Origin of the sequence: Polynucleobacter sp. HIN6, from assembly GCF_030297575.1 — a bacterium.
Lineage (GTDB): Bacteria > Pseudomonadota > Gammaproteobacteria > Burkholderiales > Burkholderiaceae > Polynucleobacter.
Genome location: NZ_AP028137.1, coordinates 499,261 through 522,236, shown reverse-complemented (window position 1 = coordinate 522,236; position 22,976 = coordinate 499,261). Strand labels below are relative to the sequence as shown.

General features: G+C 47.4%; 24 protein-coding genes. 8 read left to right on the top strand and 16 right to left on the bottom strand.

The window, feature by feature from the left end; all coding sequences use genetic code 11:
• Nucleotides 1-7 precede the first annotated feature (7 nt).
• A complete protein-coding gene (gene lysS, locus QUE66_RS02690) occupies nucleotides 8-1,552 on the top strand; it encodes a lysine--tRNA ligase (RefSeq protein WP_286224307.1) in 1,545 nt (514 codons plus the stop codon).
• Nucleotides 1,553-1,554: 2 nt separating this feature from the next.
• Here lysS and QUE66_RS02685 read toward each other — a convergent pair whose 3' ends face one another.
• The 9 genes from QUE66_RS02685 to uvrB form a co-directional block, all read right to left on the bottom strand.
• Entirely contained in the window at nucleotides 1,555-1,902 is a 348-nt protein-coding gene (locus QUE66_RS02685; protein ID WP_286224305.1) for an HNH endonuclease, read from the bottom strand.
• 11 nt (nucleotides 1,903-1,913) lie between these two features.
• Nucleotides 1,914-2,252 carry an ISC system 2Fe-2S type ferredoxin gene (fdx, locus tag QUE66_RS02680; RefSeq protein WP_286224304.1) on the bottom strand — a complete coding sequence of 113 codons (339 nt, stop codon included), beginning with the start codon at nucleotides 2,250-2,252 and terminating at the stop codon, nucleotides 1,914-1,916.
• 17 nt (nucleotides 2,253-2,269) lie between these two features.
• Nucleotides 2,270-4,132, bottom strand: coding sequence for a Fe-S protein assembly chaperone HscA (gene hscA, locus QUE66_RS02675; RefSeq protein ID WP_286224302.1), 1,863 nt, complete (start codon nucleotides 4,130-4,132; stop codon nucleotides 2,270-2,272).
• Between the two features lie 11 nt (nucleotides 4,133-4,143).
• Complete coding sequence (gene hscB / locus QUE66_RS02670) at nucleotides 4,144-4,668, bottom strand: Fe-S protein assembly co-chaperone HscB (RefSeq protein ID WP_286224301.1); 525 nt, start codon at nucleotides 4,666-4,668, stop codon at nucleotides 4,144-4,146.
• Nucleotides 4,646-4,969: an iron-sulfur cluster assembly protein IscA gene (gene iscA, locus QUE66_RS02665; RefSeq protein WP_286224299.1), complete on the bottom strand. Its 324-nt coding sequence runs from the start codon at nucleotides 4,967-4,969 to the stop codon at nucleotides 4,646-4,648. The genes hscB and iscA overlap by 23 nt, the downstream gene beginning before the upstream one ends.
• Nucleotides 4,970-4,977: 8 nt before the next feature.
• A complete protein-coding gene (gene iscU, locus QUE66_RS02660; RefSeq protein WP_215371770.1) occupies nucleotides 4,978-5,364 on the bottom strand; it encodes a Fe-S cluster assembly scaffold IscU in 387 nt (128 codons plus the stop codon).
• A gap of 33 nt (nucleotides 5,365-5,397) precedes the next feature.
• On the bottom strand, nucleotides 5,398-6,657 hold the full coding sequence (locus QUE66_RS02655) for an IscS subfamily cysteine desulfurase (protein ID WP_286224294.1): 1,260 nt from the start codon (nucleotides 6,655-6,657) through the stop codon (nucleotides 5,398-5,400).
• Nucleotides 6,658-6,659: 2 nt separating this feature from the next.
• A complete protein-coding gene (iscR, locus tag QUE66_RS02650; RefSeq protein WP_108508047.1) occupies nucleotides 6,660-7,229 on the bottom strand; it encodes a Fe-S cluster assembly transcriptional regulator IscR in 570 nt (189 codons plus the stop codon).
• 148 nt (nucleotides 7,230-7,377) lie between these two features.
• Nucleotides 7,378-9,540, bottom strand: a complete 2,163-nt coding sequence (gene uvrB, locus QUE66_RS02645; protein ID WP_286224292.1) for an excinuclease ABC subunit UvrB — start codon at nucleotides 9,538-9,540, stop codon at nucleotides 7,378-7,380.
• Nucleotides 9,541-9,673: 133 nt separating this feature from the next.
• On the opposite strand from uvrB, the gene QUE66_RS02640 reads away from it, so the two are divergent.
• From QUE66_RS02640 to QUE66_RS02615, 6 genes are read left to right on the top strand one after another with little or no spacing between them, the layout of a single operon-like run.
• Complete coding sequence (locus QUE66_RS02640) at nucleotides 9,674-10,879, top strand: amino acid aminotransferase (RefSeq protein WP_286224291.1); 1,206 nt, start codon at nucleotides 9,674-9,676, stop codon at nucleotides 10,877-10,879.
• Between the two features lie 28 nt (nucleotides 10,880-10,907).
• Nucleotides 10,908-12,179 (top strand): polyhydroxyalkanoate depolymerase, encoded by a 1,272-nt coding sequence (locus QUE66_RS02635; RefSeq protein ID WP_286224290.1) that lies wholly within the window; start codon nucleotides 10,908-10,910, stop codon nucleotides 12,177-12,179.
• Nucleotides 12,180-12,200: 21 nt separating this feature from the next.
• Entirely contained in the window at nucleotides 12,201-12,881 is a 681-nt protein-coding gene (rsxB, locus tag QUE66_RS02630) for an electron transport complex subunit RsxB (protein ID WP_286224289.1), read from the top strand.
• On the top strand, nucleotides 12,878-13,534 hold the full coding sequence (gene nth / locus QUE66_RS02625) for an endonuclease III (RefSeq protein WP_286224288.1): 657 nt from the start codon (nucleotides 12,878-12,880) through the stop codon (nucleotides 13,532-13,534). The genes rsxB and nth overlap by 4 nt, the downstream gene beginning before the upstream one ends.
• Entirely contained in the window at nucleotides 13,527-13,949 is a 423-nt protein-coding gene (locus QUE66_RS02620; RefSeq protein ID WP_286224714.1) for a DUF1841 family protein, read from the top strand. Before nth ends, QUE66_RS02620 begins: the two co-directional genes overlap by 8 nt.
• A 7-nt stretch (nucleotides 13,950-13,956) precedes the next feature.
• Nucleotides 13,957-14,667: a class I SAM-dependent methyltransferase gene (locus tag QUE66_RS02615; RefSeq protein ID WP_286224287.1), complete on the top strand. Its 711-nt coding sequence runs from the start codon at nucleotides 13,957-13,959 to the stop codon at nucleotides 14,665-14,667.
• Here QUE66_RS02615 and QUE66_RS02610 read toward each other — a convergent pair.
• From QUE66_RS02610 to clpB, 4 genes are all read right to left on the bottom strand, one after another.
• Nucleotides 14,659-15,087, bottom strand: coding sequence for an HIT family protein (locus QUE66_RS02610; protein WP_286224286.1), 429 nt, complete (start codon nucleotides 15,085-15,087; stop codon nucleotides 14,659-14,661). The two genes, QUE66_RS02615 and QUE66_RS02610, sit on opposite strands and share 9 nt — an antisense overlap.
• Nucleotides 15,088-15,186: 99 nt before the next feature.
• Nucleotides 15,187-16,485, bottom strand: a complete 1,299-nt coding sequence (gene aceA, locus QUE66_RS02605) for an isocitrate lyase (RefSeq protein WP_353506819.1) — start codon at nucleotides 16,483-16,485, stop codon at nucleotides 15,187-15,189.
• 273 nt (nucleotides 16,486-16,758) lie between these two features.
• Nucleotides 16,759-18,006: an MFS transporter gene (locus QUE66_RS02600; protein ID WP_286224283.1), complete on the bottom strand. Its 1,248-nt coding sequence runs from the start codon at nucleotides 18,004-18,006 to the stop codon at nucleotides 16,759-16,761.
• A 40-nt stretch (nucleotides 18,007-18,046) separates the two neighbouring features.
• Nucleotides 18,047-20,650, bottom strand: a complete 2,604-nt coding sequence (gene clpB / locus QUE66_RS02595; protein ID WP_286224282.1) for an ATP-dependent chaperone ClpB — start codon at nucleotides 20,648-20,650, stop codon at nucleotides 18,047-18,049.
• Between the two features lie 82 nt (nucleotides 20,651-20,732).
• Between clpB and QUE66_RS02590 the strand changes: the two genes are divergently transcribed.
• Complete coding sequence (locus tag QUE66_RS02590) at nucleotides 20,733-20,999, top strand: GIY-YIG nuclease family protein (protein ID WP_353506818.1); 267 nt, start codon at nucleotides 20,733-20,735, stop codon at nucleotides 20,997-20,999.
• Here the strand turns inward: QUE66_RS02590 and moaE are convergent.
• Genes moaE through QUE66_RS02575 form a run of 3 tightly spaced genes read right to left on the bottom strand, consistent with a single transcriptional unit; the run spans nucleotide 20,989 to nucleotide 22,975 of the window.
• The gene (gene moaE / locus QUE66_RS02585; RefSeq protein WP_286224280.1) at nucleotides 20,989-21,444 is read right to left on the bottom strand and encodes a molybdopterin synthase catalytic subunit MoaE; all 456 of its coding nucleotides are present in this window, start codon (nucleotides 21,442-21,444) and stop codon (nucleotides 20,989-20,991) included. The two genes, QUE66_RS02590 and moaE, sit on opposite strands and share 11 nt — an antisense overlap.
• 1 nt (nucleotide 21,445) lies before the next feature.
• Nucleotides 21,446-21,703, bottom strand: coding sequence for a molybdopterin converting factor subunit 1 (gene moaD / locus QUE66_RS02580; protein ID WP_286224279.1), 258 nt, complete (start codon nucleotides 21,701-21,703; stop codon nucleotides 21,446-21,448).
• A 9-nt stretch (nucleotides 21,704-21,712) separates the two neighbouring features.
• Entirely contained in the window at nucleotides 21,713-22,975 is a 1,263-nt protein-coding gene (locus QUE66_RS02575; RefSeq protein WP_286224278.1) for a molybdopterin molybdotransferase MoeA, read from the bottom strand.
• Between the last annotated feature and the right edge of the window lies 1 nt (nucleotide 22,976).

Sequence of the window (22,976 nt, the reverse complement as noted above, 5' to 3'; positions counted from 1 at the left end):
TTCCATTATGAGTAACTTAGACCAACAAGATCCGCTAATTCCTGCGCAAGATGAAAATCACATCATTGCTGAGCGACGTGAGAAGTTAGCAAAGCTACGCCAAGCAGGCATTGCATACCCCAATGATTTTGTACCAACTCACTTGGCGGCCGACCTTCATCAGCATTACGACTCATTTAATAAAGAAGAATTGGCCAGCAAACGTGTTCATGTGAAAGTTGCTGGTCGGATGGTTCTAAAGCGAGTGATGGGTAAGGCCAGCTTCGCAACCATTCAAGATCGTAGTGGTCAAATTCAGTTTTACATCAGTGATGATGTCACTGGCAGTGATGTTCATGCGGCCTTTAAGCATTGGGATTTAGGCGACATCATTGCTGCCGAAGGCTATTTATTTAAAACGAACAAGGGTGAGTTATCGATTGAGTGTTCAACACTGAGACTTTTAAGCAAGTCTTTACGCCCACTGCCCGATAAATTCCATGGTCTTGCCGATCAAGAATTGAAGTATCGGCAACGCTATGTGGATTTGATTGTGAATTCAGATAGCCGAAATACGTTCTTGGCGCGCAGCAAAGTGATTACTTCGTTGCGTCGTCATATGACTGACGCACAGTTCATGGAAGTCGAGACGCCCATGCTTCATCCGATTCCGGGTGGAGCTGCAGCTAAACCATTTATTACCCACCATAATGCACTTGATATGCAAATGTTTTTGCGTATCGCTCCAGAGTTATATCTAAAGCGCCTAATCGTAGGTGGTTTTGAACGGGTTTTTGAGATCAATCGTAATTTCCGTAATGAAGGTGTAAGTCCTAGGCATAACCCCGAGTTCACCATGATGGAGTTTTATGCAGCCTATACCGACTATCGGTGGCTCATGGATTTCACTGAAAATCTCATTCGTAGCGCTGCCATCGATGCCCAGGGGACTGCAACCCTAACCCACCAAGGTCGTCCGCTGGATCTTGCCAAACCCTTTGACCGTCTGACCATTACCGAGGCGATCTTAAAGTACAGTCCTCTTTCGAAAAAATCCTATACCGCGACTCAACTAGAGGATCCTGAATTTATTCGCAGCGAGCTTAAAAAAGGTGGTGAAGACCTGAACGCTCCGCCACTAAAAAACGCTGGTTTGGGAGCATTGCAGCTTGCCTTATTTGAACTGGTAGCTGAAGAGCACCTTTGGGATCCGACGTACATTATTGACTACCCCATCGAAGTGAGTCCGTTGGCGCGCGAGTCTGACACTCGCAAAGGAGTAACCGAGCGTTTTGAGCTTTTTATTACAGGCCGTGAAATTGCAAATGGTTTCTCGGAACTCAATGATGCCGAGGATCAAGCCGAGCGTTTTCGAAAACAAGTGGCGCAAAAGGATGCCGGCGACGAGGAGGCCATGTATTTTGACCACGACTTCATTCGGGCGCTTGAGTACGGTATGCCCCCTACCGGAGGCTGCGGGATTGGCATTGATCGATTAGTGATGTTACTGACCGACGTACCCAATATTCGTGATGTGATCCTGTTTCCTCATTTACGTCGGGAAGACGAATAAACCTAATACTCTTTTAAGCGAGAGCTTTTAGCAACTCGCTCATAAAAGCCATCTGGCTTATTTTTCACCCACTCAATGAAGCGTTGCATCTGCGGATGTTGGCGAATCGCTTCTGCCGAGTTCAAACGTCTTGCTAATTCGGTCTCGGTAAATAAAGCGTGGATCTGACGATGACAGATTCGATGTAAATACTGTGTTTCCCTGCCACCCTTAGAGCGTGGAATCAGATGATGTGCATCCATTTGGGCGGGAGGAATCTCGCGCTCGCAAATAGGGCAAATCATAGGGTTGGGGGTTACTGATACCGCATCGATTGAATCAATTTGCTTTTGGCGAATCCGACCCAACATAGACTTTACGACTAATGATTTTCTTTGGCGTGATTGATCGAATATTTTGGGATTTCAATCACTAAATCCGTTTTGGCCACAATCGCCTGACATGATAGACGGGATTGTGGGGAAAGGCCCCAAGCACGATCGAGCATATCCTCTTCATTTTCATCAGGCTCATTAAGACTTGCAAATCCTTCGCGCACAATGACATGACAGGTGGTGCAAGCGCACACCATATCGCACGCATGTTCAATTTCAATATCATTAGCAAGCAAGGTCTCACAAATACTGGCCCCTGGTTCAGCTTCAATCACTGCGCCATCAGGGCAATACTCAGAGTGGGGCAAGACAACTATTTGGGTCATTACGTTTATCTCAAGAGTTAAATTTCAGCAACATTTTTTCCAGTCAGTGCACGCTGAATGCTGGCATTCATGCGTTTTTCAGCAAACGGATCGGTAGTCTTGGCGGCTTTTTCAATCGCTTTACGCAACACATCACTGTTTGTTTCCACTTCTAAAAGTGTCTGTAACTGAGTCATTTCCTTTCGAATCAGGGCACGCTCGACATCGGTTAGCAGATCACCATCCTCCTGCAGTGCTACAGTCACTGCCTCTAATAAGCGCCTTGCTTCCACCTGCTCTTCACGTAATGCACGAGCGCGCATATCATCCCCGGCGGCCTGGAATCCATCTTGCAGCATGCGAGCAATCTCAGAATCACTTAGCCCATAGGATGGCTTGATTTCAATGGATGCCTGGACTCCAGAGCTTTGCTCGATCGCATGCACCGATAAAAGTCCATCTGCGTCGACCTGGAATGTCACTCGAATACGCGCAGCACCAGCAACCATCGGAGGAATACCCTTGAGCTCAAATCGCCCTAGGGACCGGCAAGCATCAACGACCTCGCGCTCCCCCTGTACAATGTGGAGCGATAAACCGGTCTGACCATCTTTAAAGGTCGTGAAGTCTTGTGCCCTGGCAACAGGAATTGGCGTATTGCGCGGAATTATTTTTTCTACGAGTCCACCCATGGTTTCCAAACCAAGGGATAGCGGGATAACATCAAGTAATAACCACTCATTGTTCTTGCTTTGATTGCCCGCTAGAAGATCGGCCTGCATTGCTGCGCCAAGAGCAACCACCTGATCGGGATCAAGGTTGTTTAAGGGCTGAGTCTTAAAAAATGCCCCAACCGCTGCTTGTACTTGCGGCATACGGGTGGCGCCACCAACCATCACGACACCCTTTACTTCATCCACTTGGAGTTGAGCATCACGCAGTGCTTTACGAACCGAAACCATAGTCTTATCCACCAATGGCTTTGTAAGCGCTCCGAACTTGTCGCGAGTCAGAATTAGGGAGATGGACTGTCCGTTCGTGAGCGTGAGCTCAATAGGGGTTTCGGTCACATTGCTTAACTCTTCTTTGGCGCGCTTGGCTGCGCTCAGAAGCGCCCGCTGATCCTGAGGCTCAAGGCTTATCAGCTTAGCCTCATTAATAACCCAGTCATATACCGATCGATCGAAGTCATCACCACCCAAGGCAGAATCTCCACCGGTGGATAAAACCTCAAACACGCCCTTACTCATTCGCAGAATCGAAATATCAAAGGTTCCGCCGCCAAGATCATAGACGGCATAAATACCTTCCGAGGCATTATCTAGGCCATACGCAATCGCAGCCGCTGTGGGCTCGTTTAATAGCCGCAGGACGTGGAGCCCGGCAAGCTTAGCAGCGTCTTTCGTAGCTTGACGTTGGGCATCATCAAAATAAGCGGGAACTGTGATGACCGCCCCGACGATTTCATCCTGTACGGAATCTTCGGCTAACTGTCGTAATCGCGCCAAGATCTCTGCGCTCACCTCCACCGGGCTTTTATCCCCTGCAGCAGTTCGTAACTTAACCATGCCTGGCTCATCGATGAACGTGTAAGGGAAATCGTGACCCGTGAAATCATTTAAACCGCGTCCCATGAAACGCTTAACTGAGACAATCGTATTTTTTGGATCCTCGATCACATGTTCTAAAGCCTCAAATCCACCCTGCGTTCTGCCATTTGGCAAATACCGAACCACCGAGGGAAATAGAGCCTGACCAGCAGCATCCGTTAAGACTTTTGGTAAGGCATCACGAACGACCGCAACCAAGGAGTTCGTCGTTCCTAAATCGATTCCAATGGCCACCTTGCGCTCATGGGGCGCCAATGCCATTCCAGGTTCAGCAATTTGTAGTAGAGCCATATTTGTTTGTCTTAGACCAGTTGCGCGATTGCATCATCGAGCTCGGTAGCAAATTTGTTGATAAAGAGTAAGCCACGCAAGATATCGACCGCTTTGGAATAAGAGGACTGCTCAAATGCATTGGTAAGCTGCTGTAATGAATCGCTACGAGAGGCTTCAACCTCAGTTGCAAGTTGCTCCAGAGCCTCCAAATCATCGGCATGGTCATCCAAAGCTTCGCGCCACTCCATTTGCTTCATGAGAAACTGGGCTGGCATTGCAGTATTAGTCTCGAGATCAGCTTCAACGCCCTGGAGCTGACAGAGGTAGAGGCCACGCGCGATGGGGTCTTTCAGGGTTCGGTAAGCGCTATTGGCATAAGTCGCCATTTGCATCGCTAAGCGTTGCTCGGCATCAGACCCCGAGGCGTGACGATCGGGGTGAACTTCCTTTTGAATCGCTAAATAGGCCTGATCCAATGCCGACGTATCAAATACGAATCGGGGAGTGAGGCCAAAAAAAGTGAAGTAGTTGTCAGACGCGGAAAGATTCGCCACAACCACACTCATCTTTCACATTGGGATTCTGAAACTTAAATCCTTCATTTAAGCCCTCGCGGACAAAATCAAGCTCGGTGCCGTCGATATAGGTCAGGCTCTTTGGATCAACAAAAATCTTGATGCCATAGGATTCAAATACTTGATCTTCTGGAGCGGCCTCATCAACATATTCCAATTGATAGGCAAGGCCTGAGCAGCCAGTGGTGCGCACGCCCAAACGCAAACCACAGCCTTTACCGCGTTTTTGCAAACTACGGTTGACGTGGTTAGCGGCCTTTTCAGTGAGGGTGATGGGCATAGTAGTTTTTATTTAACAGGATGCTTGTCTTTGTAATCTTTTACTGCTGCCTTAATGGCATCCTCAGCCAAGATCGAACAATGAATTTTCACGGGTGGCAATGACAACTCTTGAGCAATTTGGGAGTTCTTAATCTCCAAAGCTTGATCAAGAGTTTTACCTTTTACCCATTCGGTCACCAATGAGGAGGATGCAATCGCAGAACCGCAACCATAGGTCTTGAATTTCGCATCTTCAATGACACCATGATCATTCACACGAATTTGCAATTTCATCACATCACCACATGCGGGCGCACCAACCATTCCGGTGCCAACCTGCTCATCACCCTTGGCAAAGGAGCCAACATTTCGGGGGTTTTCATAATGATCAATTACTTTATCGCTATATGCCATTTCAAATTACCTCGTTTAGAACAACAAACATCATTAATGCGCTGCCCATTGAATCGTATTGAGATCAATGCCGTCTTTGTACATTTCCCATAAGGGAGAAAGTTCCCGCAATTTTGCAATCTTGTCTTTGACCAACGCAATCGTGAAATCTACTTCTTCTTCGGTGGTAAAGCGACCGATCGTAAAACGAATCGAACTATGGGCAAGCTCATCGTTACGCCCCAATGCACGCAATACATAAGAAGGCTCTAAAGATGCTGAGGTACAAGCAGATCCAGAAGAGATCGCAATGTCCTTTAATGCCATCAACATCGATTCACCTTCAACATAGTTAAAACTGATATTGAGGTTATGGGCAACACGGTGATCCATATCACCATTGACATAAACTTCTTCAATGTCTTTTAAACCAGCTAACAAACGATCACGCAATTTGCGAATCCGCGCGGCTTCCTCAGTCATCTCAATCCGAGCAATCCGGAACGCCTCACCCATGCCAACAATTTGGTGAACAGGTAAAGTTCCCGAACGCATTCCGCGCTCGTGACCGCCGCCATGAATCTGCGCTTCAATTCGCACTCGGGGCTTGCGTCGCACATATAGAGCACCAATCCCTTTGGGGCCATAAGTCTTATGTGCTGAGAAACTCATCAGATCGACTTTGAGCTTTTCTAAGTCAATCTCAACCTTGCCGGTTGCTTGCGCAGCATCCACATGAAAAATGACTCCGCGCGAGCGGCACAATTCGCCAAGTCGTGGAATGTCTTGAATCACTCCAATTTCGTTATTGACATACATCACCGATGCCAAGATGGTGTCTGGACGAATAGCAGCCTCAAACTGAGCAAAATCAATTAGACCGTTTTCCATGACATCGAGGTAGGTAACATCATATCCCTCGCGTTCAAGCTCACGACAAGTATCAAGGGTCGCTTTATGCTCAGTCTTCACCGTAATAATGTGCTTGCCTTTTTCTTTGTAGAAATGGGCTGCGCCCTTCAGCGCTAAATTAATACTCTCGGTTGCGCCACTGGTCCATACGATCTCACGAGGATCGGCATGAACTAATTTAGCAACCTCAACCCGCGCTTCCTCGACCGCTTCCTCGGCCGCCCATCCAAATGCATGGCTACGGGAGGCTGCATTACCAAATTGCTCCCGCAAATAAGGCAGCATTTTGTCAACCACGCGCTGATCAATCGGCGTCGTCGCCGAGTAATCCATATAGACCGGGAAATGCTTGGGGCTATATATGGAAACGGGTTGTAAAGCTGCCTTCATGGGAGCGTTCATACTTAACCTTGTCTTGCTAAATTGAATACTGAATTAATTAAGGGCCGCTTAGGAGCCTCTTCTTTTTTAGCAACTGCAGCGACTGCGGGCTTTTTCAACTTCGCAGGCTCAACGCGCACTTTTTTCTCGCGCATATCAGCAATCACCACTCCGCGGCTTTCTTGCTGTTTGACCAAATCGCGTAAGGTGACCGAGTCTAGATACTCAACCATCTTGGCGTTCAAATTGGTCCATAAGTCATGGGTCATACAGCGACTATGGGTGTCTTCCTCGCTATGGCAATTTCCCTTGCCGCCGCACTGGGTAGCGTCTAAGGGCTCATCCACAGCCACAATGATGTCGGCCACACTGACCTCCTCGGCTTTGCGGGCTAATGTATAGCCGCCACCTGGACCGCGAGTACTCTCAACAATGTTAAAGCGACGCAATTTTCCAAAGAGTTGCTCTAGATACGAAAGCGAAATCTTCTGGCGCTGGCTAATTCCAGCTAGGGTTACGGGACCATGCGCTTCGCGCAAGGCTAAATCAATCATCGCGGTTACAGCAAAACGACCTTTAGTAGTAAGTCTCATAAATCACCTTGGTTGTGGGTTGATATGGACAGCCATTGCCAGAGGGGTAATACCTGACAATTCCACTCAAGTATAACATATTCCCGAGTATTTTTATCAGGAATAAGCCATAGGGGTAATGTGGGGATAAAAACGATAAGCGCTTGATTTATATAGAATCTTTAGCAAGCGCTCCAAATGCCAACTCCTTAATTTTAGCAATCTGGTCTCGAGTTGCGGCCGCCTTCTCAAACTCGAGATTTTTGGCCTCAGCCATCATTTGCTTCTCGAGACGATTAATTTCGCTCGCTAACTCACGCTCACTCATCATCTCATACTGGGCCTTACGCTGCGCAACTTGCAACTCCGCGCGCTTTTCCTGAACATCGTAAACGCCATCAATAATGTCTTTGATTCGCTTCTGAACACCTTTGGGCTTAATGCCATGCTGCAAGTTAAACGCAATTTGCTTATTTCTGCGACGCTCAGTTTCCCCCATCGCTCTTTTCATGGAGTCCGTTATCTTGTCGGCATACAAAATCGCTTTGCCATGAACATTTCGCGCTGCCCTTCCAATGGTCTGAATCAAACTCCGCTCTGCTCGTAAAAATCCCTCTTTATCCGCATCCAAGATTGCGACGAGAGATACCTCGGGGATATCAAGACCCTCGCGCAATAAATTGATACCAACTAACACATCAAAAACACCTAAACGTAAATCACGAATAATCTCGACACGCTCAACCGTATCAATATCCGAGTGAACATAGCGTACTTTTACGCCGTTATCAGCCAAATATTCTGTTAATTGTTCGGCCATACGCTTTGTAAGCACTGTGACCAATATGCGCTCACCCGCTTTCACACGCTCATGAATTTGACCCAGTAAGTCATCCACCTGAGAGCTGGCAGGTAGAACCTCAATTTCAGGATCGACCAGACCTGTAGGACGTACGACTTGCTCAACCACTTGGCCCGTTTTTTGGTTTTCATAATCGGCTGGAGTTGCTGAGACAAAAATTGCTTGGCGCATCTTCGTCTCAAACTCTGGAAATTTCAGTGGGCGGTTATCCATTGCCGATGGTAAGCGAAAGCCGTACTCCACCAAGGTATGTTTACGAGAGCGGTCCCCGTTATACATCCCATTCAATTGCCCAATCAAAACATGGCTCTCATCTAAAAACATGAGCGCATCATCTGGCAGGTAATCAACTAATGTGGGTGGCGCTTCACCCGGTTTTGCACCCGATAAATGTCGCGAATAGTTTTCAATCCCTTTGCAAAAGCCAAGTTCCGCGAGCATCTCAAGGTCAAATCGGGTACGCTGCTCTAAACGCTGCGCCTCCACTAACTTATTCCCTTTAACAAACTCATCCAAACGCTCCCGTAACTCAGCTTTAATAGTTTCAATCGCTCTTAAAACTGTTTCTCTTGGGGTTACATAATGCGAGCTTGGATACACCGTAAAACGCGGTAATTTTTGCTTAATCTTTCCGGTTAATGGATCAAAGAAATGAAGTGATTCAACTTGGTCATCAAATAGCTCAACCCGAATCGCCAGTTCATTATGCTCGGCCGGGAAAATATCGATCGTATCGCCGCGGACCCGAAAAATGCCTCGCTGAAAATCCATCTCATTGCGCTCATACTGCATGGAAATCAATCGAGTCACGATATCGCGTTGACTTAATTTATCACCAGGTCGTAAAGTCAACACCATACTGTGGTAATCGCCTGGATTACCAATGCCATAAATGGCCGATACGGTTGCCACAATCACCACATCTCGACGCTCTAATAAACTTTTTGTGGCCGATAAACGCATCTGTTCAATATGCTCATTAATTGATGAGTCTTTTTCGATGAACAGATCGCGCTGAGGTACGTAAGCTTCTGGTTGATAGTAGTCGTAATAACTCACAAAATATTCAACAGCATTTCTGGGGAAGAATTCCCGAAACTCAGAATACAACTGTGCTGCGAGAGTTTTATTGGGCGCAAAGATAATGGCCGGCCGGCCCATTCTCGCAATGACATTCGCCATGGTGAATGTTTTGCCCGAACCGGTAACCCCTAATAGAGTTTGAAACAACAATCCATCCTCAAGTCCTTCGCATAACTGATCAATCGCAGTCGGTTGATCACCGGCGGGGGGAAATGGTTGATAGAGTTGATATGGTGAATTTGGAAAGGTAACAAACTTCGATTCATCCAGAGTCGTTGCCTGCTCAATCTGTAAAACAACATCCTCTGCGACTCCAGAAGAATCGGTAAAAACGACCGGGTCTGGGTTCTTTTTTTTGCTGGTCGATTTTGGATTGAGCTTTGGCATCTCGGCTATCATTTATGGCCAGGGATGAATTACCTAGCAATTTATAAATAATCTTCAATTTTGCCGTTTTTATTCCGTTTATACCAACCGCTTCTAAGAGCCTGATTTACAACAACTAATCGAAATTTCCACCATGAATCTGTTTTCTTCCGTCCAGCTTGCTCCCAAAGATCCAATTTTTGGCCTAACCGAGGCTTATAGCGCTGACCAAAGGCCCGGCAAAGTTAATTTAGGTGTAGGGGTTTATTACACCGACGAAGGCAAAGTTCCGCTCTTGCGCGCTGTCCTGGAGGCGGAGAAAGAAGTCGTTGCTAAAGAAGCGCCTCGTGCCTACATTCCGATTGAAGGACCCAATCCATATAACTCAGCTGTTCAGAACTTACTTTTTGGCAAAGACTCAGCATTGATTCAGGCTGGGCGAGTGGTCACTGCAGAGTGCCTTGGTGGCACTGGAGCCCTCCGAGTTGGTGGAGATTTTGTTAAACGCCTTGAACCCACTGCAAAAGCAGCCATTAGCTCCCCAAGCTGGGAGAACCATCGCGGTATTTTTGAGGCTGCTGGATACGAGGTTTTGGAGTACACCTACTTTGACCCAAAAACACGGGGCGTTGACTTTGATGGCATGGTGAAATCGCTGGAGTCTTTTCCTGCGAAAACCTTAGTCATCCTCCATGCCTGCTGTCACAATCCAACGGGCGCGGATCTCAACAAAGATCAATGGAAAAAAATTATTTCGATTTGCCAACAAAAACAGTTAATTCCATTTCTTGATATTGCTTACCAAGGCTTTGCGGACGGTATTGAACAAGATGGTGCTGCCGTACGCATGTTTGCTGATTCGGGAATGTCTTTCTTCGTATCGAGTTCTTTCTCCAAATCATTCTCTTTGTATGGTGAGCGTGTTGGTGCTTTATCCATCGTGACACAAAGCAAAGAAGAGTCTGCCCGCGTTCTGTCGCAGCTCAAACGCGTGATTCGAACCAATTACTCAAACCCACCAACGCATGGTGCAGCGATTGTGGCAACGGTTCTCAACTCACCAAAACTGCGTCAAATGTGGGAAGATGAATTAGCCCAGATGCGCGATCGGATTAAATCCATGCGTCAAGGCCTAAAAGAGAAATTGGCAGCAGCTGGCGTATCGCAAGATTTTTCATTTATTGAAGCACAACGGGGAATGTTCTCCTACTCAGGGCTGACCTCTGACCAGGTCGCCAAGCTCCAAGAACAGGATGGCATTTACGCTCTGTCCACGGGACGCATTTGCGTGGCTGCTTTAAATACTAAAAATATAGATCGGGTCGCTCAGGCAATTGCCCGGGTTCTCATGTCAAAATAGGATCTTTGCTGGTTCTGGAGAGTATTCAATGCTTTATCAAATCTATGATTTTCAAAAAGCATTATTGCAACCCCTAACAGAGTGGGCTAAAACGACCGCTGAGACTTTTGTTAATCCCGCGAACCCGCTCTCACTGGTGCCGGGTGCCGAACGTCTAGCAGCCAGTTATGAACTCTTGCACCGTCTTGGCAAGGACTATAAAAAACCCGAGTTTGGAATTCGGAGTGTCAAGGCACACGGCAAAGAAGTGGTTGTCCAAGAATTTACTGCTCTAGCCAAGCCTTTTTGTAATTTGGTTCGCTTCAAGCGTTTTTCAGATGATATTGAAGTCATCTCCAAAATGAAGCAAGACCCTGTTGTTTTAATTGTTGCCCCACTCTCGGGTCATCACTCGACCTTATTGCGCGATACCGTTCGCACCATGTTGCAAGATCACAAGGTCTATATCACCGACTGGATCGATGCCAGGATGGTTCCAAATGACCAAGGTGTATTCGGCCTAGATGATTACGTCCATTACATTGAAGATTTCATTCGCCACATTGGCGCTGAAAACTTGCATGTGATATCGGTGTGCCAACCAACCGTACCAGTACTGGGCGCTGTATCTCTGATGGCTTCACGTGGTGAGAGCACACCTCGCTCACTGGTGATGATGGGCGGACCAATCGATGCACGCAAATCACCAACCGCAGTGAACTCTCTAGCGATGAGTAAATCGATTGAGTGGTTTGAGGCAAATACGATTCATAACGTACCGCCACCCCATCCTGGTGTCGGGCGACGAGTTTATCCAGGGTTCTTGCAGCACATGGGTTTTATTGCCATGAACCCAAGCAACCATCTGCAATCACATTGGGATTATTTTCAAAACTTAGTACGTGGTGACGAACAAGATGCGCAAGCCCATATCCGTTTTTATGACGAATACAACGCGGTGCTGGATATGGATGCTCACTACTACTTAGATACCATACGTACGGTCTTCAAAGACTATGCACTACCAAATGGAACTTGGATGGTACGCAATGAGCTCGTTAAACCTCAAGATATTCAGGAGTCAGCCTTACTGACGATCGAAGGCGAGATGGATGATATTTCTGGGAGTGGTCAAACGCGTGCGGCCCATAAACTGTGCAAGGGAATTGAGGAATCGAGGAAAGAGCATTATGAAGTAAGCGGTGCCGGACATTACGGTATTTTTTCTGGAAGTCGTTGGCGCAATAAGGTCTATCCCCGCATCCAGCAATTTATTCGGGCTCACCACTCATCGAATCCCAGCAATCAAGACGCGAATTAAATTGCATCGGATTTAAAGTCCATGCCCTCAACCAAGCTGGCCGACCTACTCGAAGACGCGCTTCCGCAAACACAATGCACAAAGTGCGGCTACCCCGATTGCCGCGGTTACGCAGAGGCGCTCGCTGAGGGAGAAAAACCCAATCGTTGCCCCCCGGGCGGTGTCGAGGGAATTATTCGTCTTAGCCAAATCCTGAATTACCCCTTGGATGATGAGACCCGCACCATTAACCCAGAGTGCGGGGTTGAGCGTCCCCGCCCTGTCGCTTGGATTGATCCGAAAGCCTGCATTGGCTGCACACTCTGTATCCAGGCATGTCCCGTCGATGCCATCGTTGGCGCGTCCAAACAAATGCATACCGTTCTTTCCGAGTGGTGTACAGGCTGCGATTTATGTGTTGCCCCTTGCCCAGTCGATTGCATTCACATGCTCAATGTAACGGGTGAACAAACCGGCTGGAATGCCTGGTCAGTCGCCCAAGCCGATCTTGCGAGAGCTCGCTATGAGTCGCATTTAAATCGATTAGAACGTGAAGAGCGTGATCAACAAGAGCGATTAGCCACTAAAGCCAAAGCTAAATTGGCTGCACTGGATCAGAATGAGGCCACTAGCCAAGCACAACTCGATGAAATCGAACGGAAACGGGCGATTATTGCTGCAGCCATTGCACGAGTAAAGCAATCAGGCTCATCAACATCATGAATCTTGAGCAGCGCATTGCCTTTTTTGAGCAATTGAAGGCAAATAATCCAAAGCCGACTACTGAACTCGAATACAGCTCGCCATTCGAACTATTAACTGCGGTCTTACTATCTGCGCAAGCAACCGATGTATCGGTGAATAAGGGAACTCGTCGATTATTCGTAGTCGCCAATACTCCTAGAGCCATCCTAGAGCTCGGCGAAGAAGGGGTACGTCCTTATATTCAACATATTGGACTGTATCGAACAAAAGGTAAACATTTACAGGAGACCTGTCGAATCCTGCTTGAGCGCCATGGTGGTGAAGTACCCAGAAACCGATCTGACCTTGAGGCACTTCCTGGGGTTGGGCGCAAAACCGCCAATGTGATCCTCAATACGGCATTTGGGGAACCAACGATTGCGGTAGATACTCATATTTTCCGAGTATCGAATCGCACAGGTCTTGCCCCGGGTAAAAATGTCATTGAAGTTGAAAAAAAACTCATGAAACGGATTCCGAAGGACTACCTCATGGATGCTCATCATTGGCTGATTTTGCACGGCCGCTATGTATGCAAAGCTCGCAATCCAGATTGCGCGCAATGCATCGTCGAGCCTTTATGCTCCTATCGATATAAAACCAATCAAGGAAAAATACGTGGCACTGTTTAACCCAAGCCGTGATGAGGTTCGACAATTCTTTTGCGGGGCATGGCAAAAAGAGTTATCTGGGGGTGTATTAACGCCCCTGGAGATGATGGCCTGCTCATGGATCAAGCTTCACCCTGAGTACCACGCTATTTTGACGAGCAATAAAGCGCTCTCTCATGAATTCACACCCGAACAAGGGCAAACCAACCCCTTTTTGCATTTATCGATGCACCTATCGATTAGCGAGCAGATTTCAATTGATCAGCCCCCGGGAATCAAGTTGGTAGCCGAGCAACTTAGTCGAAAATTAGATTCAGAGCATGAGGCCCAACACCAGATCATGGAATGCCTAGGTCGCGCACTTTGGGAATCACAGCGCAATGGTCAGGCTCTCGATGCGCATGCATATATTGAATCGATCCGAAAATTACTCTAGGTTTTCAATGAATCAAGCGTCTGAATCTGACCCAATCACTTTATTTCGCTCCAATTGGGCGACATATCAAAAACTACTTGAGCATAACTACATGTTTCATCACGAATTAGTTCATGCCAGTCAAAAGCTAATTCAATCAATTGATCGACCGCTGTCTCTTGTAGATCTTGGTTGTGGAGACGCCACTCTCAGTCAAACACTTTTTAAGAATAATCAAATCTCGCGCTACATAGCATGCGATCTTTCACAACCAGCGCTGCAGCTTGCTAAAACTAATTTGGCACCCTGGTCTTCGCAATTGGAATTAAATTGCTTGGATATGCTTGAGCAACTTCGTCAAATACCGGACTGCGCCCTGGATTTAGTATTTTCAAGTTATGCCATTCATCATTTGAATGATCAATCCAAGCTGGCTCTTTTTAAGGAATGCTTTCGGGTCTTAAAACAGTCGGGGTCATTTGTGTTGATCGATGTAATGCGCAATGATCGACAAAGTCGAGATGACTATCTCGATCAATATTTATGTATGGTTGAAAAGGACTGGGTAGAGATCAATTCCATCGAATGCGCCCGTATTACTGAGCATGTGCGAGCCAATGACTTTCCTTTGAGCCCCTCTGAATATCAATCGCTCGCGCGCCAGGCAGGCTTTCATCAGGAAAATTTACTAGACGCCCACGGCTTTCATCAAGCCTGGGCCTACCAACGCTTAAGCTAAGTCAGCAATACCTGATCGGATCGCTTCCGGAACTCCCTTAGCAAGCTCACGTCGCGACTTCAGTACAGCTTCAGCTGTATCGCGCTGCCTTGAAGACCAAATTGACTCTGGAAAATATGGATCATCGGCAAAACGGGGGATCACATGCCAATGAAGATGGGGAACTTGATTACCCAATGAGGCTAGGTTTATTTTTTGGGGTCGCATCACACGGCGGACTGCAAACTCAACCACGTCCACCAAGGCCAGCAAGATTTCTCGCTCAACTCGTGATAGCTCACTCATCTCAGCAGTATGTCGATTCCAAATCACCCGGCAATAGCCAGGCAAATCGGGAGCATCGACCAGAACAACGCGCGCATCATCACCGCGCCATACTAGATGCCCGCCCTCGTCTTTGCAAAGAATGCAATGGTTCATAGTCACTACTGTAAAACAGAAAGGCGCCTAAGTCACCCTTTTGGGATGCTAAAGGCGCCTTCCATAACTGCATTAGCCGCAGATTAGGCGAATAAATGATTAATGAAATTGCTCTTCTTCGGTCGATCCAGTCAAGGCAGTTACCGATGATTTCCCACCTTGAATCACGGTTGTAACGTCATCGAAGTAGCCGGTGCCAACTTCTTGCTGATGTGAAACAAAGGTATAACCCCGATCGCGTGCTGCAAACTCGGGCTCTTGAACCTTCTCAACATAAGCCGTCATACCGCGCTTGACATAGTCTTGTGAAAGGTCATACATGTTGTACCACATCGAGTGAATACCGGCCAAAGTAATGAACTGGTACTTATAACCCATCGCACCTAGCTCGCGCTGGAACTTAGCAATCGTTGCATCATCTAAGTTTTTCTTCCAGTTAAATGACGGCGAGCAGTTGTAGGCCAACATTTTTCCGGGGAACTTCTCACGAATGGCTTCAGCAAACTTCTTCGCAAAATCCAAATCTGGGGTACCCGTCTCGCACCAGACCATATCGGCATATTCTGCGTAAGCCAAACCACGAGAAATCGCCTGTCCGAGCCCTTTACGAGTTTTATAGAAACCCTCAGGTGTTCTCTCACCAGTCAAGAACGGTTTATCGTTTTCATCATAATCCGAGGTTAATAGGTCAGCAGCCTCAGCATCGGTTCTTGCCAAAATAATGGTTGGCACACCCATGACATCGGCAGCCAAACGAGCAGCAATTAATTTCTGCACGGACTCTTGGGTTGGTAACAGCACCTTGCCACCTAAGTGTCCGCATTTTTTAACGGATGACAACTGATCTTCAAAGTGCACGCCGGCTGCACCATTTTTAATCAATGCTTTGCTTAATTCATAGGCATTCAGAACACCACCAAAGCCAGCTTCAGCATCGGCAACGATGGGTGCGAAATAATCGATGTAACCAGGATCGCCTGGATTAATTCCTTTTGACCACTGAATCTGATCTGCGCGCTCAAATGTATTATTAATTCGCTCAACCACCTTAGGTACTGAATCCACTGGATAGAGGGATTGATCAGGATACATTGCTGCATAGGTATTGTTATCAGCAGCTACTTGCCAGCCTGACAAATAGATTGCTTTAACACCTGCCTTCACTTGCTGCATGGCTTGACCACCGGTCAATGCACCCAAGCAATTTACATAGGCTTCGTTATTCACTAAATTCCATAACTTCTCAGCGCCCTGTTTCGCTAAGGTGTGCTCTGGGCGAACAGAACCACGAAGACGAACGACATCTTCTGCGGTGTAGCCACGCTTTACCCCCTGCCAACGTGGATTGGTATCCCAATCCTTCTGAATAATTGCTGCTTCTGCTTTACGAGTCACCATATTGCTCTCCTTCATTCACGATAAAAATGGATATCGACGAGGGCTTGAGAAACCCAAATTCTTATGTCTTATATAAGAGTTTAGAAAGCAATTGATTAATAATGACTAAATCTACTAATGATATAAAAATAAATTAACTCAACAGATTCAATTACTTATTGATAAAATTTTGCTTTATGAAATAAAGAATTAGAAAATGAAATGGGGTAACAATTTTCATTTTTCTATCTTTCCATCTAATGAAATTTTGATTTCACTAGATGGAAATTAGATTTAATCCGCCGTAGCTGGTCGATTGGGGATGCTACTTGCAACCCTAAATGCGGTAAAGATAATTAAGCATTGGATAAAGGCAACCCCTAAGAAGAGCCAGTTGGGCCTGCCAGCATCGAGCAAAATTCCAAAGGCAAGAGGGCCGACTGAGGCGCCAAGGTCAATGCCTGAGTAGACAATGCCATAGACTCGACCAGAGGCGCCTTGCGGCGTTGCTGACCGAATCATTAAGTCGCGTGATGGCGCAGCAATACCCAAGCCAATTCCGATCACAACAAACAAGGTTGGAATGAAGGCAGCCGATACCAACTCTGCACCGATGATCACCGACATAAGCACACTAACAAATAAGCAGATCACAACCGTTCGTTCCGGGGCAGCAAAACGACTTGCCAGATAACCGCCTAATAGCATGCCGCCAGCGGTTCCAAGTGCTAGGAGAGTTAGGAAAAAGTTTCCGGAGGCAACCGAGATTTCATAAGTCTTAAACAGGGCACTAGGGGCAAATGATTGAATACCTGACATCGCCACCATGCTAAAAAAGAAGAAGAGCCAGCATAGCCAAACGGCAGGCAACTTTAAGAAATCAAAAGTTCCCAAGGGGCTATGGTTTGGGTCTTCCTTACGCGCATTCGCTAAATTACTAGCTTGACGCTCTTTTGCATCATCCGTTAACAAGTCACGGTTAAACCAGAGCAACAACAGAACCGATATGGCTAAGATGGCTGCCGCCATCATTGCCGTTCGCCAGTTTACCAATTCGGCAATCGCCACCATAAAGACTGGGGCTAAAGCCCAGCCTAGATAACCTGTGACCCCATGGAAGGAATACGCATACGGTAGTCGTTTTGGCGAAATCTTATGATTAATTAGGGTGTAATCAACAGGATGAAAAACGCCGTTACCACACCCCATCAAAATTGCACCAATCATCAACCCCAAATAGCTTGAACTCACAGCATAGGTCACTGCGGATAGAGCCAATAGTCCGATCCCGGCGAAAAGGACTGGTCGCGCGCCTTTGTGATCCACCAGAAAACCAGACGAGGCCTGAACAATGCAAGACACCACAAAGAAGACGGTCATCAATAAACCGAGTTCGGCGTACGACAAGCCGAACTCAATCTTGAGCCAAGGAAATAGTGGAGGAAGAACTAAATGGTAAAAATGTGAGGTACCGTGCGCGAGGCTAATTAAGCCAATCGTACGGTTATCACTAGAATAAAAACTGCCTTGGGCAAGCGACATGGCACTAGTTTAGCGCCAGTCGCTCAATCCGCCAAAACGCTTAATGCACGAGACGCGAAAAGCTGAAATCGCCCTTTTTATCGACATCCACCGGAATTACATCCTGCGGGCCAAATTTACCCTCCAAGATCATCTTCGATACCGGATTTTCAATATGTTGCTGAATCGCTCGCTTGAGTGGTCTTGCTCCAAAAACAGGATCAAAGCCAACCTCGGCTAACTTATTCAACGCGGCATCACTAATATCTAATTGCATATCAAGACGCGCCAAGCGCTCGGAGAGGTTTTGTAAGAGGATTTTTGCAATCGAGGCAATATTCTTTTGGTCAAGTCCATGGAAGACCACGATCTCATCGACCCGGTTTAAGAACTCAGGACGGAAATGATTCTTAAGTTCGCCAAAAACTGCTTCTTTCACTTCTGCTTGATTTTTTCCAGTCATGGACTGGATCAAATGAGAACCAATATTACTGGTCATCACAATCACCGTGTTTTTAAAATCAACCGTGCGACCCTGACCATCGGTTAAGCGTCCATCATCCAAAACTTGTAGTAACACATTAAATACATCAGGATGTGCTTTTTCGATCTCATCAAACAAAATCACGCTATAGGGTTTGCGACGCACCTGCTCAGTAAGATAACCACCCTCCTCATAACCCACATACCCAGGGGGCGCACCAATTAAGCGAGCGACGCTGTGCTTTTCCATGAACTCACTCATGTCAATACGTATGAGTCGGTCATCACTATCAAACAAAAACTCAGCCAATGCTTTGCAGAGCTCCGTTTTGCCGACGCCAGTAGGCCCTAAGAACATAAATGAGCCATAGGGTTTATTTTCCTCAGAAAGACCGGCACGCGAGCGACGAATCGCGTCCGATACCGCGCGAATGGCTTCATCTTGCCCCACCACGCGTTCGTGTAAATGTTCTTCCATTTTGAGCAGTTTGTCCCGTTCACCTTGCATCATTTTAGAAACAGGGATACCAGTGGCGCGCGAGACCACCTCAGCAATCTCTTCGGCACCAACTTGAGTACGAAGCAATTTCGGCCGGCCTGTATCTTTTTGTTCTGCTTTTGCCTCAGCAGCCGCCGCTGACTTGAGCTTTTGCTCAAGCTCAGGCAATTTACCGTATTGGAGTTCAGCTACTTTCTCGAGCTTACCCTCACGCTGCAGCTTGGCGATTTCTGCTTTAACGCGTTCAATCTCCTCCTTCACAGAGGCAGCGCCCAAGGCCGCACCCTTTTCTGCCTTCCAAATTTCCTCAAGGTCAGCATACTCGGCGCCCAAACGGGTAATTTCTTCTTCAATGAGATCTAGGCGTTTTTTGGAAGCATCGTCCTTCTCTTTCTTGACCGCTTCACGCTCGATCTTTAATTGGATCAGGCGACGATCCAATTTATCCATCACCTCAGGCTTTGAATCAATCTCCATCTTGATGCGAGAACCAGCCTCATCGATAAGATCAATTGCTTTGTCCGGTAAAAATCGATCTGTGATGTAGCGGTGAGAAAGCTCAGCTGCGGCCACAATCGCTGGATCGGTAATCTCAATGCCGTGATGTAGTTCATATTTCTCTTGTAAGCCACGCAGAATCGCAATCGTTGCCTCAACACTTGGCTCATCAACCATCACTTTTTGGAAACGACGCTCTAGAGCGGCATCCTTTTCAATATATTTACGATATTCATCCAGTGTGGTGGCACCAATACAGTGGAGCTCACCCCGCGCTAGTGCGGGCTTTAACATATTGCCAGCATCCATTGCGCCATCGGCCTTACCAGCTCCAACCATGGTATGAATTTCATCAATGAACATAATGGTGCGGCCTTCATCTTTTGCCACATCATTAAGAACGGCTTTTAAACGCTCTTCGAATTCACCGCGATACTTTGCGCCTGCTAGTAACAGTGCCATATCCAACACCAAGACGCGTTTGTCTTTTAAGGTTTCCGGCACTTCACCGTTCACAATACGTTGCGCAAGGCCTTCAACGATGGCCGTCTTACCGACACCTGGCTCACCAATTAAGACCGGGTTATTTTTACTACGCCGCTGAAGAATTTGAATCGCACGACGGATCTCATCATCGCGCCCGATCACTGGATCAAGCTTTCCAAGTCGAGCACGCTCGGTCAGATCAAGGGTGTATTTCTTTAGAGCTTCGCGCTGCCCTTCGGCATCCGCTGAGTTCACCGACTCTCCGCCGCGCACTAAATCAATGGCTGCTTCTAAGGCCTTGCGACTCAGCCCATTCTCACGGGCTGCTTTGCCAAGCTCGCCTTTATCGTCTGCCAAAACCAATAAGAATAGCTCGCCAGCAATAAATTGATCTCCGCGTTTACTTGCTTCCTTTTCGGTTTGATTGAGCCAACTTAATAAAGTCCGACCGATCTGAACGTCGCCCCCGGTACCCTGCACCTGAGGTAATTTGGCGATCATCGCCTCGGCAGCCTTTTCAAGGCCAGCAACATTGGTACCGGCCCGAGTTAATAAGCTACGCGCCCCCCCATCTTGCTGGCGCAGCATGGCAAGCAGCAAGTGCTCGGGCTCAATGAACTGGTTATCGTTAGTTAAGGCAAGGCTTTGTGCGTCCCCTAACGCCTCTTGGAATTTAGTGGTTAATTTATCGATTCGCATGATTTAAATGAATTTATTTACTAATGAATAAGTCTACTTAGAATATGGGGGTAAAACCCCATTATTCAAGTTTTTTATTTCAATGCAAACTGCGATGCCCTGGTTCCTTTACCTCCTCGAATGTGCTGATGGTAGTTATTACACTGGCATTACCAATCAGCTGGAGGGGCGGATACTTGCACACAATCAAGGGCTTGGTGCACGCTATACGCGTGGACGAGGGCCAGTGAGGTTGTTGGAGGTAAAGACCTATCCTGACCGCTCAGAGGCCTCTAAAGCGGAATGTGCCGTGAAACGTTTACCACGAGCCCAGAAAAGAGGGTTCTTTAGCAATCAGCCTAGCTTTTAGACCAGCGGGCCAAAGCGGCATCATCTGAAACGCGGGCATCGACCCAACGAGCGCCATTTGGAGTATCTTCTTTTTTCCAAAAAGGCGCTTGTGTCTTTAGGTAATCCATCATGAACTCGCATGCAGCAAAGGCCTCGCCACGGTGGGCGCTGGTAACGGCGACCAGCACAATCTGATCGAGCGGCTGCAAGGGACCGACGCGATGAATAATCAGGGCTTGATTCAAATCCCAGCGACCCTTAGCCTGATCAATAATTGACTGTAAGGCTGCTTCGGTCATCCCCGGGTAATGCTCCAAGGTCATTTGCCTCACAGCGGAACCGTCATTCAGATCCCGAACCGTACCAACAAAAATAGCGACCGCACCAACTGCACCGTCGCCAGCTCGTAAATTTGCAATTTCTGTACTGAGGTCAAAATCCTGCTCTTGAATACGAACCGGCATATCAGCCTCCAGTGACCGGAGGGAAGAAAGCAACTTCAGCGTCCTCCAATAGAGCGGTGTCTGCGCTGACCATTTGCTGATTGAGAGCACATCGCAAGACGCGATCCTTCGACAACACATCGGACCACGGCGCGCCTCGCGTTGTTAAGAAGGCGCGAAGATCTGCAATAGTTTTGACCGAGTCGGGAATCACAATCTCTTCTTGCGCCACACCTAGGCCTTCTCGTATCGAGGCAAAAAAACGCAGATGCAGTTTCATGGCGATGAATTAATAAAGTAGTCCACTAAAGGGGATATATCGAACCATATCACCCTTTTTGAATCCCTGTCCGGCCGGACAATCAATCAAGCCATCCCCCCAAGCTGCGCTTGTCAAAACACCCGAGCTCTGATTGGGAAATAGGTCAAGACCACCTTCTGCGTTCATTTTGACTCGCAAAAACTCATTACGGCGATCTGGCTTTAGCCAATCAAAGTCGGCTCTCACCTGAAAAGATGGTGGTGCCAAATCGGACCGCCCCTGAAGTTTTAAGATAAATGGACGAACAAATAGAATGAAGGTCACAAAACTAGATACTGGATTACCAGGAAGACCGATAAACCATGCCTCGCGATTTGCCTGATTTTGTTTGCGAACCGCGCCAAATGCCAGCGGTTTACCTGGCTTAATACCAATCTGCCATAAATCCAGTCGACCTTCCGCATGAACGGCTGGCTTAATGTGATCCTCTTCGCCCACGGAGACTCCGCCTGAGGTAATAATCAGATCATGATCTTCGCTAGCAGTTCGTAAAGCTTGGCGGGTTGACTCCAATCGATCAGGAACAATCCCATAATCTGTCCCAACACATCCCATGCTCCGAATAAGCCCCAATAAGGTGTCCCGATTCGAGTTATAAATACCGCCAGGCTTTAAAGGTTCGCCTGGTAAGGACAACTCATCACCAGTAAAGAATGCTGCTACTCTTACCTTACGCTTAACAGGCAGCTGTGCATAGCCAGCAGACGCAGCGACGCCCAGATGTTGAGGTCTTAAAACGGTGCCAGCCGATAAAGCAACTTTTCCGACACTTAAATCCTCCCCGCGTCGACGAATCCATTGTCCCGCGTTAGGAATAGAGTTAATTTGTACCAAATCGGATTGGGCCTGAGTTACACAATCCTCTTGCATCACAACCGCATCTGCCCCTGGGGGTATCGGCGCACCCGTAAAGATTCTGGCAATGGTCTTTGGCTTAAGCGGCTTACCGACCGATCCCGCTGGAATGCGTTGATCCACTTTTAAGATTACGCCTGGCTCCGAAATATCCCGAGTAGCTAGCGCATAACCATCCATCGATGTGTTGTCGAGTGGCGGCACATCAACTGTACTAACAATATCCTCAGCAAGTACACGCCCTAGTGCATCTTGGGTTGGCACTAACTCTTGGGCCTCAACCGGCACAGGGTTTTTCAGTAAATGTGATAAAGCATCGGCTGCACTTAGTAGTGGTGGTTTATTACTAGAGCCTGAGGATGAGCTGATGGCCATG

What these genes read in the sequence shown, in the direction of transcription:
- lysS (WP_286224307.1), top strand. Translation starts at nt 8, where the DNA reads ATGAGTAACTTAGACCAACAAGATCCGCTAATTCCTGCGCAAGATGAA.
- QUE66_RS02685 (WP_286224305.1), bottom strand. Translation starts at nt 1,902, where the DNA reads ATGTTGGGTCGGATTCGCCAAAAGCAAATTGATTCAATCGATGCGGTA.
- fdx (WP_286224304.1), bottom strand. Translation starts at nt 2,252, where the DNA reads ATGACCCAAATAGTTGTCTTGCCCCACTCTGAGTATTGCCCTGATGGC.
- hscA (WP_286224302.1), bottom strand. Translation starts at nt 4,132, where the DNA reads ATGGCTCTACTACAAATTGCTGAACCTGGAATGGCATTGGCGCCCCAT.
- iscA (WP_286224299.1), bottom strand. Translation starts at nt 4,969, where the DNA reads ATGCCCATCACCCTCACTGAAAAGGCCGCTAACCACGTCAACCGTAGT.
- iscU (WP_215371770.1), bottom strand. Translation starts at nt 5,364, where the DNA reads ATGGCATATAGCGATAAAGTAATTGATCATTATGAAAACCCCCGAAAT.
- QUE66_RS02655 (WP_286224294.1), bottom strand. Translation starts at nt 6,657, where the DNA reads ATGAACGCTCCCATGAAGGCAGCTTTACAACCCGTTTCCATATATAGC.
- iscR (WP_108508047.1), bottom strand. Translation starts at nt 7,229, where the DNA reads ATGAGACTTACTACTAAAGGTCGTTTTGCTGTAACCGCGATGATTGAT.
- uvrB (WP_286224292.1), bottom strand. Translation starts at nt 9,540, where the DNA reads ATGCCAAAGCTCAATCCAAAATCGACCAGCAAAAAAAAGAACCCAGAC.
- QUE66_RS02640 (WP_286224291.1), top strand. Translation starts at nt 9,674, where the DNA reads ATGAATCTGTTTTCTTCCGTCCAGCTTGCTCCCAAAGATCCAATTTTT.
- QUE66_RS02635 (WP_286224290.1), top strand. Translation starts at nt 10,908, where the DNA reads ATGCTTTATCAAATCTATGATTTTCAAAAAGCATTATTGCAACCCCTA.
- rsxB (WP_286224289.1), top strand. Translation starts at nt 12,201, where the DNA reads ATGCCCTCAACCAAGCTGGCCGACCTACTCGAAGACGCGCTTCCGCAA.
- nth (WP_286224288.1), top strand. Translation starts at nt 12,878, where the DNA reads ATGAATCTTGAGCAGCGCATTGCCTTTTTTGAGCAATTGAAGGCAAAT.
- QUE66_RS02615 (WP_286224287.1), top strand. Translation starts at nt 13,957, where the DNA reads ATGAATCAAGCGTCTGAATCTGACCCAATCACTTTATTTCGCTCCAAT.
- QUE66_RS02610 (WP_286224286.1), bottom strand. Translation starts at nt 15,087, where the DNA reads ATGAACCATTGCATTCTTTGCAAAGACGAGGGCGGGCATCTAGTATGG.
- aceA (WP_353506819.1), bottom strand. Translation starts at nt 16,485, where the DNA reads ATGGTGACTCGTAAAGCAGAAGCAGCAATTATTCAGAAGGATTGGGAT.
- QUE66_RS02600 (WP_286224283.1), bottom strand. Translation starts at nt 18,006, where the DNA reads ATGTCGCTTGCCCAAGGCAGTTTTTATTCTAGTGATAACCGTACGATT.
- clpB (WP_286224282.1), bottom strand. Translation starts at nt 20,650, where the DNA reads ATGCGAATCGATAAATTAACCACTAAATTCCAAGAGGCGTTAGGGGAC.
- QUE66_RS02590 (WP_353506818.1), top strand. Translation starts at nt 20,733, where the DNA reads ATGCAAACTGCGATGCCCTGGTTCCTTTACCTCCTCGAATGTGCTGAT.
- moaE (WP_286224280.1), bottom strand. Translation starts at nt 21,444, where the DNA reads ATGCCGGTTCGTATTCAAGAGCAGGATTTTGACCTCAGTACAGAAATT.
- moaD (WP_286224279.1), bottom strand. Translation starts at nt 21,703, where the DNA reads ATGAAACTGCATCTGCGTTTTTTTGCCTCGATACGAGAAGGCCTAGGT.
- QUE66_RS02575 (WP_286224278.1), bottom strand. Translation starts at nt 22,975, where the DNA reads ATGGCCATCAGCTCATCCTCAGGCTCTAGTAATAAACCACCACTACTA.